The following is a 13,786-nucleotide window of genomic DNA, read 5'->3' on the forward strand; positions in this document are numbered from 1 at the left end:
GGCCGGCCGCTCGTATCCGTCGCTGGTGGCATTCCCGACGGAATCGACCTTGAGCCGTGAGGAACCTGCCCTCGGCGACGCTGAACCGCAAAACCGAGCGGACAAACATAGCCGACGATCCCCGGTTAGGCTAACCGGGGATTCTCCAGACCATGGGCATATCAGCACCCACTCCCGCCCCGCTATGGAGATCCCTTATGCCTGCATCCACCCCACGGCCCCACATCATGGCCTTGCTGTTCGACACGAATTTCAACCGCCGCCCGGGCACCCGCACCTTCCGCCACCTCGACGGACGCCTCTTCACCGACGAGGAACAGGCCCTCGCCGATGACGCCACCCTCGAAGAGCTCCAGGCCGCTGGCGTGCACGTACACAACCCCGAGGCCGGAGCCGAGGCCGAAGCAGCCGCGCACGAAATGGCCGAGCTTCTGTTCAAGTACGTCATTCCGCACCGTGAAGCCCTCATCCCCTTCATGACCCACGAGGACATGCTCAAGTACGGCCGTTTGGAGACCATCGTCGCTGCGGGCGCTCACCGCCTCCGCTCGAACAAGGACTGAGCGCACAGGCACTGCCCCCTATAGAAACGGCGGCCGGTGGTCGGGGAGCCCTCCCCGACCACCGGCCGTGCTCCACCGTTCGGTCCGAGCCCCGACAACGACGATGCGCCCCTTGCATGCACTGCTGTGGCCCAAGGCCGCTCAGGAAAGGAGGGTCGCGTCGAGGTAGTCCTGCACTGGCTCGAACAGTCCGTACGGCACGTACTCCGGGATCTCGCCATGGGCGACCCAGGCCAGTTCGGCCAGCTCCTCGGTGTCCGCGACGTGGGCCGTTCCGCCCAACACCTCGCACGCGGTGTACGACATCAACCGGCCCGTCTTCGGGTGGACACGCTCGCCGAGCAACTTCACGGCCGCCACGGTCAGCCCGGTCTCCTCCTGAGTCTCCCGCACAGCGGCGTATTCGCGCGCCTCGCCGGGCTCGACCTCTCCGGCCGGGAACTGCCAGGAGAGCTGTCCCTCGCTGACCCGACGGCGCACCATCAGCACGCGGCCCTCGTTCACGACGATGGCGGCGGCGATACCCGGGCGCTCGTCCGCGTTCTGGTTCGTCACGTCTACTCCTCCAGGACGGCCAGGATGGGTGGGAAGATCGTATCGACGGGGATGAAGCGAGGCACCGCGTTTCTGGGGACCCACATGACGTCGATATTCTCGGCCGCGTCGCTGTTCGTGGCCTCGCCGGCCAGGTACTCGCAGAGGAAGTACTCGCACAGCACGCCGGTCACGGGGTGAAGGCGGTTCCCGAGGTGCTGCCGGACCGCGCAGTGGACACCCGTCTCGTCCAAGGTCTCCCGCACGGTGGTGGTCTCCGCCTTGCCGCCCGGTTTGATGACCCCGGCCGGGAACTGCCACGTGATTCCAGCGGCGTCGTCGTCCCGCCGGCACACCAGGAGGACATCGCTGTCGCGGACGACCACCGCGATGGCCACCCGCAGCGCCTGCGCGCCGGGCGGCGTCGAGTCCGCTGGGGCCCGTTCCTTCGCCAGCAGGAGCGCGAAGCGCTGTCGCGCAGCCTCAGGAGCCCGCTCATAGGCCGTGTCGAGGAGCTGCTGCATCTCCCCGCGAGGCACGACGGATGCGTCGGAGTGCCAGGCGGCCACCGTCCTCACTGCGATGCCCAGCTGAGCGGCGAACTGTTCGTTGCCGAGCCGTAGGGCGGACTGCAGCAGGCAGGCGTACCGGCCGCTCCAGCGCTCGATCACGTCCACAAGACTGCCCCCCTCGTCGCCGCCCTGGTGCAGGAATCCGCGCGCCGAAAGTGCACTCCCACTGCACTGGCACTTCATGGTCACGCGAGAAGAGCCCCGGAAGAATCGGAGTCACCAGGGGCCAAGGAATCACCCGCCGAAGGCTCAGTCCCTGGGAGGCGTACGAGAGGCGCGGAAGCGCCAGACGACCACAGGGAGATTCTAGGTGCGTACCCCCAGCGGATAGTGGAGACAGAGAAGTTGGCCGAATCGGGCCTCTCGTTGGGCTGATCAGCCGTACCTTGGCCGGCATTCGCCCGTCCGGGGCATTGCCCGCACGCCCGAACCTCCCTGCCAGCGCCGGTAACCTCAGCGGATGACGGCTGATCGTCCGTCATGTTCGGTTGCTAGCAAGGCGAAAGGGAGTCAATGGCCGAGGTTCAGGCACACACTGTCGAGCGCACGCTCGTCCTGCTCAAGCCCGATGCGCTGGCGCGTGGCCTGGCAGGAAGGATCATCACTCGATTCGAGGATGCCGCGCTGAAGATCGTCGGCACGAAGATGAAGTGGATGGACGAGGAGTTCACCCGCAAGCACTATTTCGATCTTGAAGAACGGCTGGGTTCGGAGGTCTACAACCTCACGGCGACGTTCATGCAGCAGGGGCCGGTCATCGCCCTGGTACTGGAGGGCTTCGACGCCATCGCCACCGTCCGCAAGATCGTCGGCAGCACGTACCCGAACCAGGCTCCGGCCGGCACGGTGCGGGGCGACTTCTCGCACTACAGCGCGGCGGCCAGCATCGCCTCGGGCAAGGCGGTCGCGAACCTCGTGCACGCCTCCGGTAACGCGGAGGAGGCCAAGCAGGAGGTGGAGCTGTGGTTCGACAAGGACGAGCTGCAGGACTACAAGACGCTGGCTGAGATCTACACGTACTAGCAGCGGGTCACGGCGTCACCGCGGGGGCGCCAGGGCGTTGATCACCACTGGGGCACGACCGTTTGAACCGAGAGGGCACCATGACCAACCAGACCCGCCTGGCCTCCACCGACGAGCTGGAGTCGATCTTCCAGCGTGAGCTGGCGACCGACCGGTGGGCCGCCACCGAGACCGCGTACGCCCTGGCCGTGCGCCACCGCGACCTGGGCGACTGGCCCGCGTCGCAGGAATGGGCCCAGCAGTGCCTGCGTCTGCTGGAGGGCTTCCCCAGCGAGACGGAGGAGCAGGTCGCCACCGGCCGTACGTCGGTGGGAGGCGTCCAGCTGCCGACGTACCTGCACTCGGGTGTGGTCGAGGAGCGCTTCGGCACCCTCGGCTGACACCCGCCGCATCACCGGGGTGATGCGGCCGGCACCCGCATCGGCCGCATCACCCCACGTTCGACCACCAATCCCATAGCGATCGCCTGACCGGACGGCCCCTCGCGGCAGGGTCCGGCTGGCTTCGCCATGCCTGAAACGAGGAGGCAGCAGCACCGTGGCCGTCGAGATCGAGATGCGCGCCCGCTTCACCAAGGAGGTCCACGACCAGCTCGTCACCCGCCTGAAGGCGGACGGGGAGGACCTGGGCCCCGACGACAAGCACATCTACTTCTACGTGCTGCCCGACCAGCTCCTGAAGGTCACCGACAACACCGCTGCCGGCACCGCCAAGATCACCCTCAAGGGGAGCAAGATCGGGCAGGGCGCGGCCTTCGCGGAGACCGAGTTCGCCATCGCCCCCGCCGACGTTCCCGCCGCGGTGAAGGTGTTCAACGCCCTCGGCTTCGAGACGGCGATGCACGAGGCGTTCAACTTCCGTCACAACTTCCGCTTCGACGACGTCGAGATCGCGGTCAAGTGGAGCGAGGCGTGGGGTTACCACGCCGAGTTCGAGGTCCTGCTGGAGGACGGCGCCTCGGACGCCGCCCGCGCCGAGGCCGAGGCCAAGATCACCGACGTCGCCACGACGCTCGGCGTGACCCTGATGACGGAGCAGGAGCTGGCCGACTTCACCGCAGCCTTCGAGGCCGCCGAGCAGGAGCGCAAGGAGCGCGAGCAGCAGGCCGCACCGATCCGGTAGGGAACATCACCGCGGAGACCACCAAGGGGGTGGGCACGAGTGAGCACGACCCCGTTGACCGCAAGTCTGATCGACCTGGCTGCCCGAGGGCAGCTCCCGCTCCACCAGCACATGGACCACGCCACCATCGCGTGGATCAGCGACAACAGGCCCGACCTCCCGCCAGCACCGCAGTCGGCCTTGCGCCCGCAGTCGAAGGAGCTGCTCGCGCACAGCGGTCTGCCTACCCGGTGGTGGGCGGATCCCCGCCTGTACACGTCGCTCCACGGCGTCCGGCACGCCATGAGGACGGCGGCGCTCGCCGCCGTCCTCGCCGAGGCGAACGGCCTCGACGAAGGCGACACCGCCGCAGCGATCCTCGCCGCCGCCGTACACGATTGCCAGCGGCGCCACGACCAGGACGACCGCGGGCATGGCGCCCGCGCGGCCATCTGGCTCGCCGCGAACGCCGACACCGTCTGGGGCCACTTCGGCCTCGCCGCCACACCCCGGCGGATCGTGCAGGCGGCCACCGCCGTCCGACTGCATGACGTCCCGTACGAGGCGTTCACCGCGGACGACAAGTCCAACCACGCCCGGGCCGAGCGCATCACCGACGTGGTCAAGGCCGCCGATGCCCTGGACCGCTACCGCCTGCCGAAGCTGAAGTGGTGGCCGGACTCCCGGTATGTCCGCGAGCCCGCCTTCGACCAGCTGCGTGGCCTCGCCTTCGACCTGGTCCTGGTCTCGGAGCGGGCCTACCTCGCCGGGGCCAGCGGCACCGCAGCCGTCCGCTACGCGCTCGCCGAGAAGGGCCTGGTCTGACCATGGACTTCCTCGACGCCTACCACCTGTGGGCCGACGCCCACGCCTTCTTCGACTCCACCCTCATCCCCAGCCCGACCGACCACACCGACCCGCTCGCCACCCAGGCCGCGGGCTGGGACCGGCGCCTCGCCGAGGAGACCCCGAACGGCCACCTGCTGCGGCAGAACGCCCTCTTCGAGGCCCTGAGCGGAAACGTCAAGCTGCACCTGCTGCACGTCACCCACGCCCTGGAGGAGATCAGTCGGCAGGGAGTGCTCTACCCGTCGGGCGGCTGCCTCGTCGGAAGCATCTACTGCGCGCCGCTCACCGCGACCGGCGAGGGCTTCCGCATGCACAACCTCGGCGCCTACATCCTGACCAATGAAGCGCCGGCCTTCCTGGCCAAGCTCGGCGTCACCGACCGCGTCCCCACCCCGCTGATCTTCGAGATCGACACCCCGCCGCAGGCGTACCGCGGGCTCGCCGGCGTGGACTACCTGCGGCTGGGCCTCATCCACCTGCAGATCTACAGCCACCTCGAATACCTGCTGAGCAAGAACGAGCGGCACCAACTGCGCGAGAGCGTCGTCAGCCGCGTCAAGAACTCGGCCGCGTTCCTCGCCACCGCTGCCGCCATCGCCTACCAGGGCAGCCGAGTCGACGCCGAGCCGTTCCTGAAGCTGCTCGACGAGACGATTCCCCGCCTGCCGATCCTCGGCTACCTGTACTTCGAAGCGGTCGCCGAGTATCTGATGCTCCACTCGACGTCTCACCACACCCGGCGCCTGGCCGAGCTCGGCGAGCTGAACAACTGGCTGTACAAGGAGATGCTGTTCGCCTCCTTCCCCGCCATGGCCGGCAAGTTCGACCTCGCGAGGTTCCGTCCCCGTCCGAAGCAGCTGGCCGCGCTCATCCACCGAGTCGACCCGACCATCGACACCAGCCACGCGAGCGCGTACCTGGTCGAGCGGATCAGCTACCTCGTCGCCGCCCGCCTCTTCGCGCCCGGCGACGCCCCCGAAGCCTGGCACCACACGCGCTGGGAGTTCGACTCCCTCGCCACCCAGCTCGGACCGCTCCTCGGCCACCTCATCCACCGGGAACTGCGCACCTTCGGCCGCTACCCCGACTTCTACTTCTACTTCGACCAGCACAAGGCGCTGCAAGCCTGGAACTACTGGAACCACATGGACATCGTCGCCCCGTTCAACGGCACGATGCCCAAGGGCGAGATCGGCATCAACCCGGCCTACCCCAACCTCGACTACCGCGTCTGGCGCGCCGAGCAGGACGACACGGGCCACCTCCACCCGGCCGAGGAGCTCGCGCTGACCATCGCCCCGCGGCTGGTGGACATCAAGTACACCCTCATGCGCAACAACCAGTGGACCGCCCCCGCGCCCAGCGCCGCCTGATCACCGCCGCCATCTGCGGCGCACCCCACCCCGAGCCACCTCACACGTAGGAGATCCGTGATGAGTCCCTCCGGCATGCCCTCCGTCGACCTCCTCGGCGAGCAGATCGCCTCCGTCCTCGCCGACCCCGCCACCACTCACGGCCTCGCCCGCACCCTCCGGGCCGCTGCCAAGGAGATCGAGCTCCACCGCTACCACCACGCCAGCCGGCGCGCCTGGCCCAACGGCCGGATCGACGACAAGCCCGCCAAGGTCCAGATCGGCGGCGGAGCCCACCGCATCGACGGCTTCTTCAACATCGACCTCGTCCCTCCGGCCGACCTCCTCTGGGACATCCGCGAGGGCATCCCCCTCCAGGACAACAGCACCGACGAGATCTTCTCCGAGCACTTCCTGGAGCACATCGACTACCCACGCTCGGCCAAGCACTACGTCCGCGAGGCCCACCGAGTCCTCGTGCCGGGCGGCCGGATCATCACCGGCGTCCCCGACGCCGCCTTCGCCCTCAGCAGGTACCCCGGCCCCCTGGACGCCACCGACGAGACGATCGAGCGCTGGTACGCCAAGCGCGGCTGCCGCGGCAACATCAACACGCGGCTCGACCTCGTGAACCTCGTCTTCCGCGACCAGGACGACGACCCCACCTACACCCCGCACCTGTGGGCCTACGACCACGAGAAGCTCGTCCAGCTCTTCACCGAGGCCGGCTTCACCACCATCGAGCCCTGGACCTTCGACCCCACCATGGCCAACCCGAAGCGCCGCTGGGGCAGCGTCTACGTCGTCGCTACGAAGTAGCCCCTCAAGCAGCCCGCGAGGCCGAGACGCCCCGTCCCTAGCCGTCCCGGCCTCGCGGGCCTCCACCCACGCCAAAGCGCCGCACCCGCCCGGCCACGCCGCCGAGGGAGCCACCCGCATGAACCAGGTCCCCCCATCCATCAGCGAACTGACCCTCGCCGCCACCCCCAACGCCGTCGCCTGGGCCCGTCGCCACACCGTCGACATCCTCCAGCGCTGGCGCTTCCCTGCCGAGGGCATCGAGGTCGCCCGGCTCCTCGTCTCGGAGCTGGCCACCAACGCGATCCAGCACGCACGCCCCACGACGACGTCTGAAGCGACCGCTCATTCCGTCGGCATCGGCACGATCGTGCTCATGCTCTGGCCCACCGACGGCGGCATCATCCTCGCGGTCAGTGACCCCGACCCTCGACCGCCGGCACCTCGCACCAGTGACGCCAGCGCCACCGGGGGCCGCGGACTCGTCCTCATCCAGACCATGGCCAACCGCTGGGGCTACTCCCCCACACAGCCACACCCCGGGAAGATGGTCTGGGCAGAGGTTCCCGCTCGTCCCAGCAGCACCCTCGGGGAGCCAGGCTTCGGTGGCCGGCAGGCTGCCCCGATGCTCATCGGTCGAGTCCTGACGGGCCTACGCGAGCTCTAGCCAATCACCGCTACCACCGAAGCCCCCTCGCGGCCGTATTTTACGGCGCTGATCAATGCATGTGTTCTCGCCACCTCGGGCTCCGTGTCAGATCCGTCTGAGATGATCGAAGTGACTCGTCGGACGCTGCCGAGCAAACCTGCGGCAGCGACTTTCCAGATTGGGGGCACCCGTGGTGCGGGCAGCAGATTGGCTCACCCCCGCCGTGACGGCGTTCGGTGCAGCGTGCTCAGCAAAACTCGCCGGCCCCGGGGAACGGGAAGCCGCGATCCGTGCCCCGATGGAACTCCTGCTCGGCACAGCTGGCAAACAGCTCGGTGTGCCAGCCGTCTTCCACGATGAGGTGCGCGATACCGAACGGCGGGTCCGGCCCGACTACGGGGTCAGTGTCGGCGGGCTGATCACCGGGTACGTGGAGATCAAGGCACCTGGCAAGGCCATCGACGCCGCATCGCTGCGTGGACACGACAAAGCTCAGTGGGAGCGGCAGCGTGACCTGCCGAACCTGCTCTACACCAACGGTACCGAGTGGCGTCTGTACCAGGATGGCGAGCTCTCCCTAGCTGCGAGTCTTTCCGGCGACCTTGCCGAAGGCACGCTCACCGCTCCGCCGGAGTTCGAAAAGCTTCTACTGGACTTCCTGACCTGGAAGCCCACGCCGATCACCACCATAGGAGCGCTCGTCAAGTCGGTGGCGAGGCTGACGCGCCTGCTGCGTGGTGAGGTGGTCGACCAGCTAGCCGCCGAGCATGCCGCTGTGCGCGGCGGCGCCGACGAACGCGAACAGCCGTTCCTGGGGTTGGCCACCGAGTGGCGCCAGATGCTGTTCCCTCAGGCCGACGAGGCGACCTTCTCCGACGGCTATGCGCAGACGGTCGCGTTCGCCCTTCTTCTTGCCCGCACCGATGGGATCACCGTCAGCGGCGAGTCTTTGCACACGATTGGTGACAAGCTCCGCGCCGGCCACTCGCTGATGGGCCGGGCGCTGCAGCTACTCACCGATGATGTAGCCCGCGACTTCAAGATCACCCTCAACTTGTTGGCCCGCACCGTCGATGCGGTGGATTGGGCTCGTGTCCGTCGAGGACGTCGCGACACATACTTGCACCTGTACGAACACTTCCTCGACGAATACGACCCGGATCTGCGTAAGCGCTCAGGGTCGTACTACACCCCCATCGAGGTCGTCGAGCAGATGGTGCGGCTTACCGACGACGTGCTCGTAACTCGGCTAGACAAGCCGCGTGGCTTCGCCGACCCTGACGTCTTCACAGTCGACCCCGCCATGGGCACCGGCACATACCTGCACGCCGTGCTGGAGCGAATCGCAGCCAACGCCGCAGCCCACGATGGGCCAGGTGCCGTCGGTGGTGCGATCACACAGGCAGCAGAGCGTGTGGCCGGGTTCGAGCTGCAAATGGGGCCCTACGCGGTGGCTGAGCTGCGCACCGCCGAGCAGCTGGCCACCCACAAGGCCGCTCCGCCCACCGGTGGCATGAAGATGTACGTCACCGACACTCTCGACGACCCTCATGCAGCGGAGACCCAGTTCCGGTACTCGCTCCAGCTGATAGCGGCGGCCCGCCGTAAGGCCAACAAGATCAAGGCTGGCACCAACGTCACCGTCGTGATCGGCAACCCTCCCTATGCCGAACTTGCCAATGGTGCAGGCGGATGGGTGGAGAACGGCGGCGGCAGCATGAAGGGGAAGCGCACCGCCAAAGCGATCTTGGACGACTGGTACGCCCCCGGAGCAGGGAAGTTCAAGGCCAAGCTCAAGAATCTGTACGTCTACTTCTGGCGCTGGGCTACCTGGAAGGTGTGGGAATCCACTCCCGCCCAAGCCGGCGGGAAGGCTGGCGTGATCTGCTTCATCACCACGTCTGGCTACCTCACAGGCCCGGCCTTCACCGGCATGCGCGAGTACCTGCGCCGCCACGCGTCCGAGGGCTGGATCATCGACTGCACGCCTGAGGGGCAAACCCCGGATATCCCCACGAGGATCTTCCCTGGCGTACGCCAACCGCTCGCCATCGGCATCTTCGTTCGCCATGCCGATGCAGACAACAACGTGCCGGCCCGGATCCGCCACCGCACCTTGACGGGTAAGAGGCTGGACAAGTTCGCTGCATTGGCCGCGGTCCAGCTCGACGACGACGGTTGGCGGGACTGCCGTACAGACTGGGCTGCTCCTCTAACCCCTGCGAGCGCTAGCCACTGGGATTCGTATCCTGCACTCGATTCGCTGCTCCCTTGGTATTCGCCCGGAGTCTTTCCGACCCGAGCATGGGTCTACGCGCCCAACCAGGCCATTCTCCAGACGAGATGGTCCAGACTCGTGGGCGAGAGCGACCGGGAACTAAAGTCCAAGCTTTTCAAAGAGGGGCGGGACGCAAACCTCGACAAGGGCAAGCCATCCCTGCCTGGCGACGACACGTGCCCTGATCCATCGGCACCGATCATCCAGGAGACGAATACCCTCCCCTCCATCGCCCGAGTCGGGTACCGCGCCTTCGACCGGCAGTGGATCGTTGCCGACCCGCGGTTGATGGATATGCCTCGCCGTGACCTTTGGGCTGCGCGGACACCGGGGCAAATCTTCCTCGTAGAACAACACAGAAAAGCGCTTCGCTCCGGGCCGGGCGTGATCTTTTCTTCATTGATCACCGACTTCCATCACTTCAACAACGATGGCGGCAGGACTTTGCCGCTCTTCCATCCTGACGGCAGTCCCAACATCGCCGCCGGTCTGACAGATGCACTCCAAAGCCGGCTCGGCACCGAGGTAACGGCATCCGATGTCCTCGCCTACATCGCCGGGGTGGTAGCGCATCCAGCCTTCACGGCAACCTTTGCCGACGAGCTGACCACCCCAGGGATCCGAGTTCCGTTGACCACTGACCTCGCGCTGTGGAACAACGCCGTTCAGCTCGGCCGCCAGGTCATCTGGCTGCACACGTACGGTGAGCGCTTCGTCGGGCCGGAGCAGCCAGCCGGCGATGTCCGCCTCCCTGCAGGGAGCCCCTTGCGCCCCTTGAACCTAGCGCCTGTGACATCTATGCCCGAAGCGATCAGCTACGACGAGGGGCGCCAGGTCATCACCCTGGGTAATGGCGAGTTCGGACCTGTCTCCAAACCGGTTTGGGACTACGTCGTTGGCGGGCGGAACGTCATCAAGTCCTGGTTTGACTATCGCAAGAAGGAGCCTGCCGGCCGTCGCAGTTCCCCGCTTGATGACGTGCACATCCCAGACTGGGATCCGGAGTGGACGGGAGAGTTCATCGATCTTCTTTCGGTGCTGACCCGCCTGGTCACCCTGGAGCCCTCCCAAGAACAAGCACTGCTGGCCATTCTGGCTGGCCCCGTGCTCTCTGAGGATGCGCTCGCGACAGCTGGTGTGCTGTGGCCAAAGTCGGCTGCTGACCGGAAGGCACGCTTCTCGCTCGAGTCGGCACCTACCGGGGACGGCCAGCTCCCTCTGGTGTAGATGCCAGAGGCGAGCCGTGGTTGCAGTTCTGGTTGCATTCACCCCCGTCCGGGGGCATCCGGACGGGGCGACCCCGAACGCTCCGCCGCAGGTCAGGACAGGTACGGCCCCAACCGGACCCCCGTACGAACATTTGGAAAGCGTGTTGGGGGCAACCCCTCACGAGTTCGAATCTCGTATCCTCCGCCAGTGCCTCACCGGGCACGATGTCGAAGGGCCCCGCTGCTTGCAGCGGGGCCCTTCTTCGTTTCTCAGGTGAACCCTTCCGTACGACACCTGCGGACCCACGGGATGCGCAATCCTTGATCCCTGTACGGGCCGGATCCGGTCCCTCTCGTGCGTCCCGGTCTGGCGAGGTGCTGCCCATGACATACCGCTCCACACTGACTGCCCGGCTGGCCGGTCTCGACGGCGCGCGGCTGGCACGCGTCGTCATGGCGCGGAAGGACGCCGTGGCCCCTCCGGAACCCCGCTCGATGGAGGAAGTGGCGGAACGTCTTCTCCGCCCCGGCTCCGTGGCGCTCGCTCTGCCTCGGCTCCCACTGCCGTGCCTCCAAGCGGCCGAGACCCTGGCCGCCTTGGGAACGCCCATGTCGCGCAGCGCCCTGGCGAGGGCCCTGGGAGCGACGGCCCCGGCTGCCGCTCAGGAGCTCGACGCCGCACTCGAGGCCCTGGCCGATCACGCGCTCGTCTGGCCGGACGGTGACGGAGAGCTCTACATGGCCGCACCGTTGCGGCAGGCATGGGACGCGCCCCTGGGACTGGACGCTCCGCTGGAGGAGCTGCTGGAAGGCGTGACCTCCGAGGAGCTGCGCGGCATGCTCGTGGCGCTGGGCCTCAAGCCACCCGGCGCCAGGCGACAACGCGCGGCCGCTGTCGTGGAACACCACGGCGATCCGCAGCGCGTGGCCTCCCTGATCGCGAAGGCCCCTTCTGCCGCCCGGGAGCTGCTTGAGCGCCGAGCGAGGTCAGCACCACGGCCCACGGAGTTCATCATGTTCGGGGCTTCCGGGGACGATTCCCAGCCAGGCGAGCGATGGGCCCTGGACCGGGGGCTCCTGATCCGGAACCGCCACGGATACGGGCCGGCCCGCATGCCCCTCGAAGTGGCGCTCGCGCTCCGCGGGCCGGACTGGCACGCCCCGTTCGACCCCCTTCCGCCTTCCGCGCGGGTGGTGCCCGTCGGCTCCGCCGCGGTGGAACAGGAGGCCGCAGCTGCGGCCACGGCGTTCGCCGCCCAGGCCGCGTCGGTCCTCTCGGCCTGTTCCGCGTCTCCGCCGGCCAGACTCAAGTCCGGTGGGATCGGCGCACGCGAACTGGCCCGGATCGGCAAGGCCGCCCAAGCCGACGACACCGTGGTACGCATCACCTTGGAGACCGCGTACGCGGCAGGACTGCTGGGCCGGGACGGGAACCGCGTGGCGCCCAGCGGGGCCTACGACGCCTGGGCGGAGCAGGAGCCCGCCGAACGGCTCGCCGTACTGCTCCAGGCATGGCACAACCTGGCACTCACTCCCACTCAGGCCCGTGACGAGGACGGCAAGGCGCTCCCCGCCCTCGCGGGAGCACCGCCCTGTGGCGGCTGTCTGCAGGCCCGGTACGGGCTGCTCCACGCGGCGGCACAGCTTCCGGCGGGGCACGGCGTGACTGTCGCCTCGGAGCTGGGGCCGCTGGTGGCCTGGCATCGCCCGCTGGCCGACTCGTCGCCCCAGGACGGGACTCTGTTCGCCACCCTGATCCGCGAGGCCGAGCTGCTCGGTGTACTCGCTCGCGGCGCGCTGTCTCCTCTCGGTAACGCCCTGATGGAAGACGACGTCGCGGAACTGGCCGCCGTGTGCCGGCGGCTCCTGCCCACGGCTACCCGAACAGCACGGATCGGCGCCGACCTCACCGCTGTCGTCACCGGCACACCATCGGCACCTCTCTCCACGCTGCTGGATTCGATCGCCGACCGCGAAACCAGCGGAACGGCCTCGGTCTGGCGGTTCAGTGCCGACAGCGTCCGCCGGGCCCTGGACGCCGGCCGCCTCCCGGACGAGCTCTCGGCCGAGCTGGCCTCCATCGCCGACGGGCCCCTGCCCCAGCCCCTGTCCTACCTCATCGCCGATGCCGCACGCCGTCACGGCCGTGTGCGCGTCGCGCCCGCCTGCTGTGTCATCCACGGCGACGAACCGGCGCTCCTGGCCGAGCTCGCGGCCCACCGGGGACTCGCCTCGCTCGGGCTACGGCAGCTCGCCCCGACGGTGCTCGTCAGCGGCAGCCCGCCCGACCGGACCCTCGCCGCGCTCCGGGACCAGGGCTACGCCCCCGCCGCCGAGGCCGCCGACGGGACCGTACGCATCGAAAAGACGCCTCCTCGACGGGCCGCCGCCGTTCCCGCCCCGCGGAAGGCCACCGCCAAGGCCGGTACCGGTCGCTCGACGTACCGAGCGGCGGAGGCGTCGGCCGCCGTCGGCTCGCACGCCCTGGTGGCTCGGCTGCTGACTGCCCCGCCGACCGCCCCGGAGCCCGATCCGTTCGGTACCGGGGTGCCCTTCGGTACGGATACCGAAGAGATCGTCGCCGGGTACGCGAAGCAGCTGACGTACACAGACGTCCGACAACTCGCTCACGCCATCGACTCCGGCACCACCATCACGGTCGAGTACGTCGCCGCCTCGGGAAGCCACACGGTCCGTACCCTCAGCCACCTCGCACTCGACGCGCCCTACCTGGAAGCCTGGTGCCACCTGCGTGACGCCGAACGCGTCTTCACGCTCTCCCGCATCCACAGCGTCATGCCGGCGTAGGCCAGGCCGCGCGCGGCCGTCAGCCGCCCCGCCACCGACGTGAACGAACTC

Annotated in this window: 12 protein-coding genes; 10 read left to right on the forward strand and 2 right to left on the reverse strand. The window is 68.2% G+C overall.

What is annotated here, in order from left to right:
• The first annotated feature begins 233 nt into the window (after positions 1 to 233).
• Complete coding sequence (locus tag J7E93_RS13285; protein ID WP_215068809.1) at positions 234 to 563, forward strand: hypothetical protein; 330 nt, start codon at positions 234 to 236, stop codon at positions 561 to 563.
• 141 nt (positions 564 to 704) lie between these two features.
• Here J7E93_RS13285 and J7E93_RS13290 read toward each other — a convergent pair whose 3' ends face one another.
• Together J7E93_RS13290 and J7E93_RS13295 are read right to left on the reverse strand one after the other, a co-directional pair.
• Positions 705 to 1,118: an NUDIX hydrolase gene (locus J7E93_RS13290; protein WP_215068811.1), complete on the reverse strand. Its 414-nt coding sequence runs from the start codon at positions 1,116 to 1,118 to the stop codon at positions 705 to 707.
• Between the two features lie 2 nt (positions 1,119 to 1,120).
• On the reverse strand, positions 1,121 to 1,774 hold the full coding sequence (locus J7E93_RS13295) for an NUDIX hydrolase (protein WP_215068813.1): 654 nt from the start codon (positions 1,772 to 1,774) through the stop codon (positions 1,121 to 1,123).
• 408 nt (positions 1,775 to 2,182) lie between these two features.
• Between J7E93_RS13295 and J7E93_RS13300 the strand changes: the two genes are divergently transcribed.
• From J7E93_RS13300 to J7E93_RS13340, 9 genes are all read left to right on the forward strand, one after another.
• The gene (locus J7E93_RS13300) at positions 2,183 to 2,692 is read left to right on the forward strand and encodes a nucleoside-diphosphate kinase (RefSeq protein ID WP_030344300.1); all 510 of its coding nucleotides are present in this window, start codon (positions 2,183 to 2,185) and stop codon (positions 2,690 to 2,692) included.
• 80 nt (positions 2,693 to 2,772) lie between these two features.
• On the forward strand, positions 2,773 to 3,072 hold the full coding sequence (locus J7E93_RS13305) for a hypothetical protein (protein ID WP_003955012.1): 300 nt from the start codon (positions 2,773 to 2,775) through the stop codon (positions 3,070 to 3,072).
• 157 nt (positions 3,073 to 3,229) lie between these two features.
• Complete coding sequence (locus tag J7E93_RS13310; protein WP_215068815.1) at positions 3,230 to 3,814, forward strand: hypothetical protein; 585 nt, start codon at positions 3,230 to 3,232, stop codon at positions 3,812 to 3,814.
• A 39-nt stretch (positions 3,815 to 3,853) separates the two neighbouring features.
• Positions 3,854 to 4,618, forward strand: coding sequence for a hypothetical protein (locus tag J7E93_RS13315; protein WP_215068816.1), 765 nt, complete (start codon positions 3,854 to 3,856; stop codon positions 4,616 to 4,618).
• 2 nt (positions 4,619 to 4,620) lie between these two features.
• Positions 4,621 to 6,015 carry a hypothetical protein gene (locus J7E93_RS13320; RefSeq protein WP_215068818.1) on the forward strand — a complete coding sequence of 465 codons (1,395 nt, stop codon included), beginning with the start codon at positions 4,621 to 4,623 and terminating at the stop codon, positions 6,013 to 6,015.
• Between the two features lie 60 nt (positions 6,016 to 6,075).
• Positions 6,076 to 6,813, forward strand: coding sequence for a methyltransferase domain-containing protein (locus tag J7E93_RS13325; protein WP_215068820.1), 738 nt, complete (start codon positions 6,076 to 6,078; stop codon positions 6,811 to 6,813).
• Positions 6,814 to 6,931: 118 nt separating this feature from the next.
• Positions 6,932 to 7,459 (forward strand): ATP-binding protein, encoded by a 528-nt coding sequence (locus tag J7E93_RS13330; protein WP_215068822.1) that lies wholly within the window; start codon positions 6,932 to 6,934, stop codon positions 7,457 to 7,459.
• A 280-nt stretch (positions 7,460 to 7,739) separates the two neighbouring features.
• Positions 7,740 to 10,946, forward strand: coding sequence for a type ISP restriction/modification enzyme (locus J7E93_RS13335; protein ID WP_215068824.1), 3,207 nt, complete (start codon positions 7,740 to 7,742; stop codon positions 10,944 to 10,946).
• A 365-nt stretch (positions 10,947 to 11,311) separates the two neighbouring features.
• Complete coding sequence (locus J7E93_RS13340; RefSeq protein WP_215068826.1) at positions 11,312 to 13,735, forward strand: helicase C-terminal domain-containing protein; 2,424 nt, start codon at positions 11,312 to 11,314, stop codon at positions 13,733 to 13,735.
• Positions 13,736 to 13,786 lie beyond the last annotated feature (51 nt).

It is taken from the genome of Streptomyces sp. ISL-36 (genome assembly GCF_018614205.1).
Lineage (GTDB): Bacteria > Actinomycetota > Actinomycetes > Streptomycetales > Streptomycetaceae > Streptomyces.

Bases quoted from the DNA above. Each gene is read 5' to 3' on its own strand.
- J7E93_RS13300 (WP_030344300.1), top strand. From the start codon at position 2,183: ATGGCCGAGGTTCAGGCACACACTGTCGAGCGCACGCTCGTCCTGCTC.
- J7E93_RS13305 (WP_003955012.1), top strand. From the start codon at position 2,773: ATGACCAACCAGACCCGCCTGGCCTCCACCGACGAGCTGGAGTCGATC.
- J7E93_RS13320 (WP_215068818.1), top strand. From the start codon at position 4,621: ATGGACTTCCTCGACGCCTACCACCTGTGGGCCGACGCCCACGCCTTC.
- J7E93_RS13325 (WP_215068820.1), top strand. From the start codon at position 6,076: ATGAGTCCCTCCGGCATGCCCTCCGTCGACCTCCTCGGCGAGCAGATC.
- J7E93_RS13330 (WP_215068822.1), top strand. From the start codon at position 6,932: ATGAACCAGGTCCCCCCATCCATCAGCGAACTGACCCTCGCCGCCACC.
- J7E93_RS13335 (WP_215068824.1), top strand. From the start codon at position 7,740: ATGGAACTCCTGCTCGGCACAGCTGGCAAACAGCTCGGTGTGCCAGCC.
- J7E93_RS13340 (WP_215068826.1), top strand. From the start codon at position 11,312: ATGACATACCGCTCCACACTGACTGCCCGGCTGGCCGGTCTCGACGGC.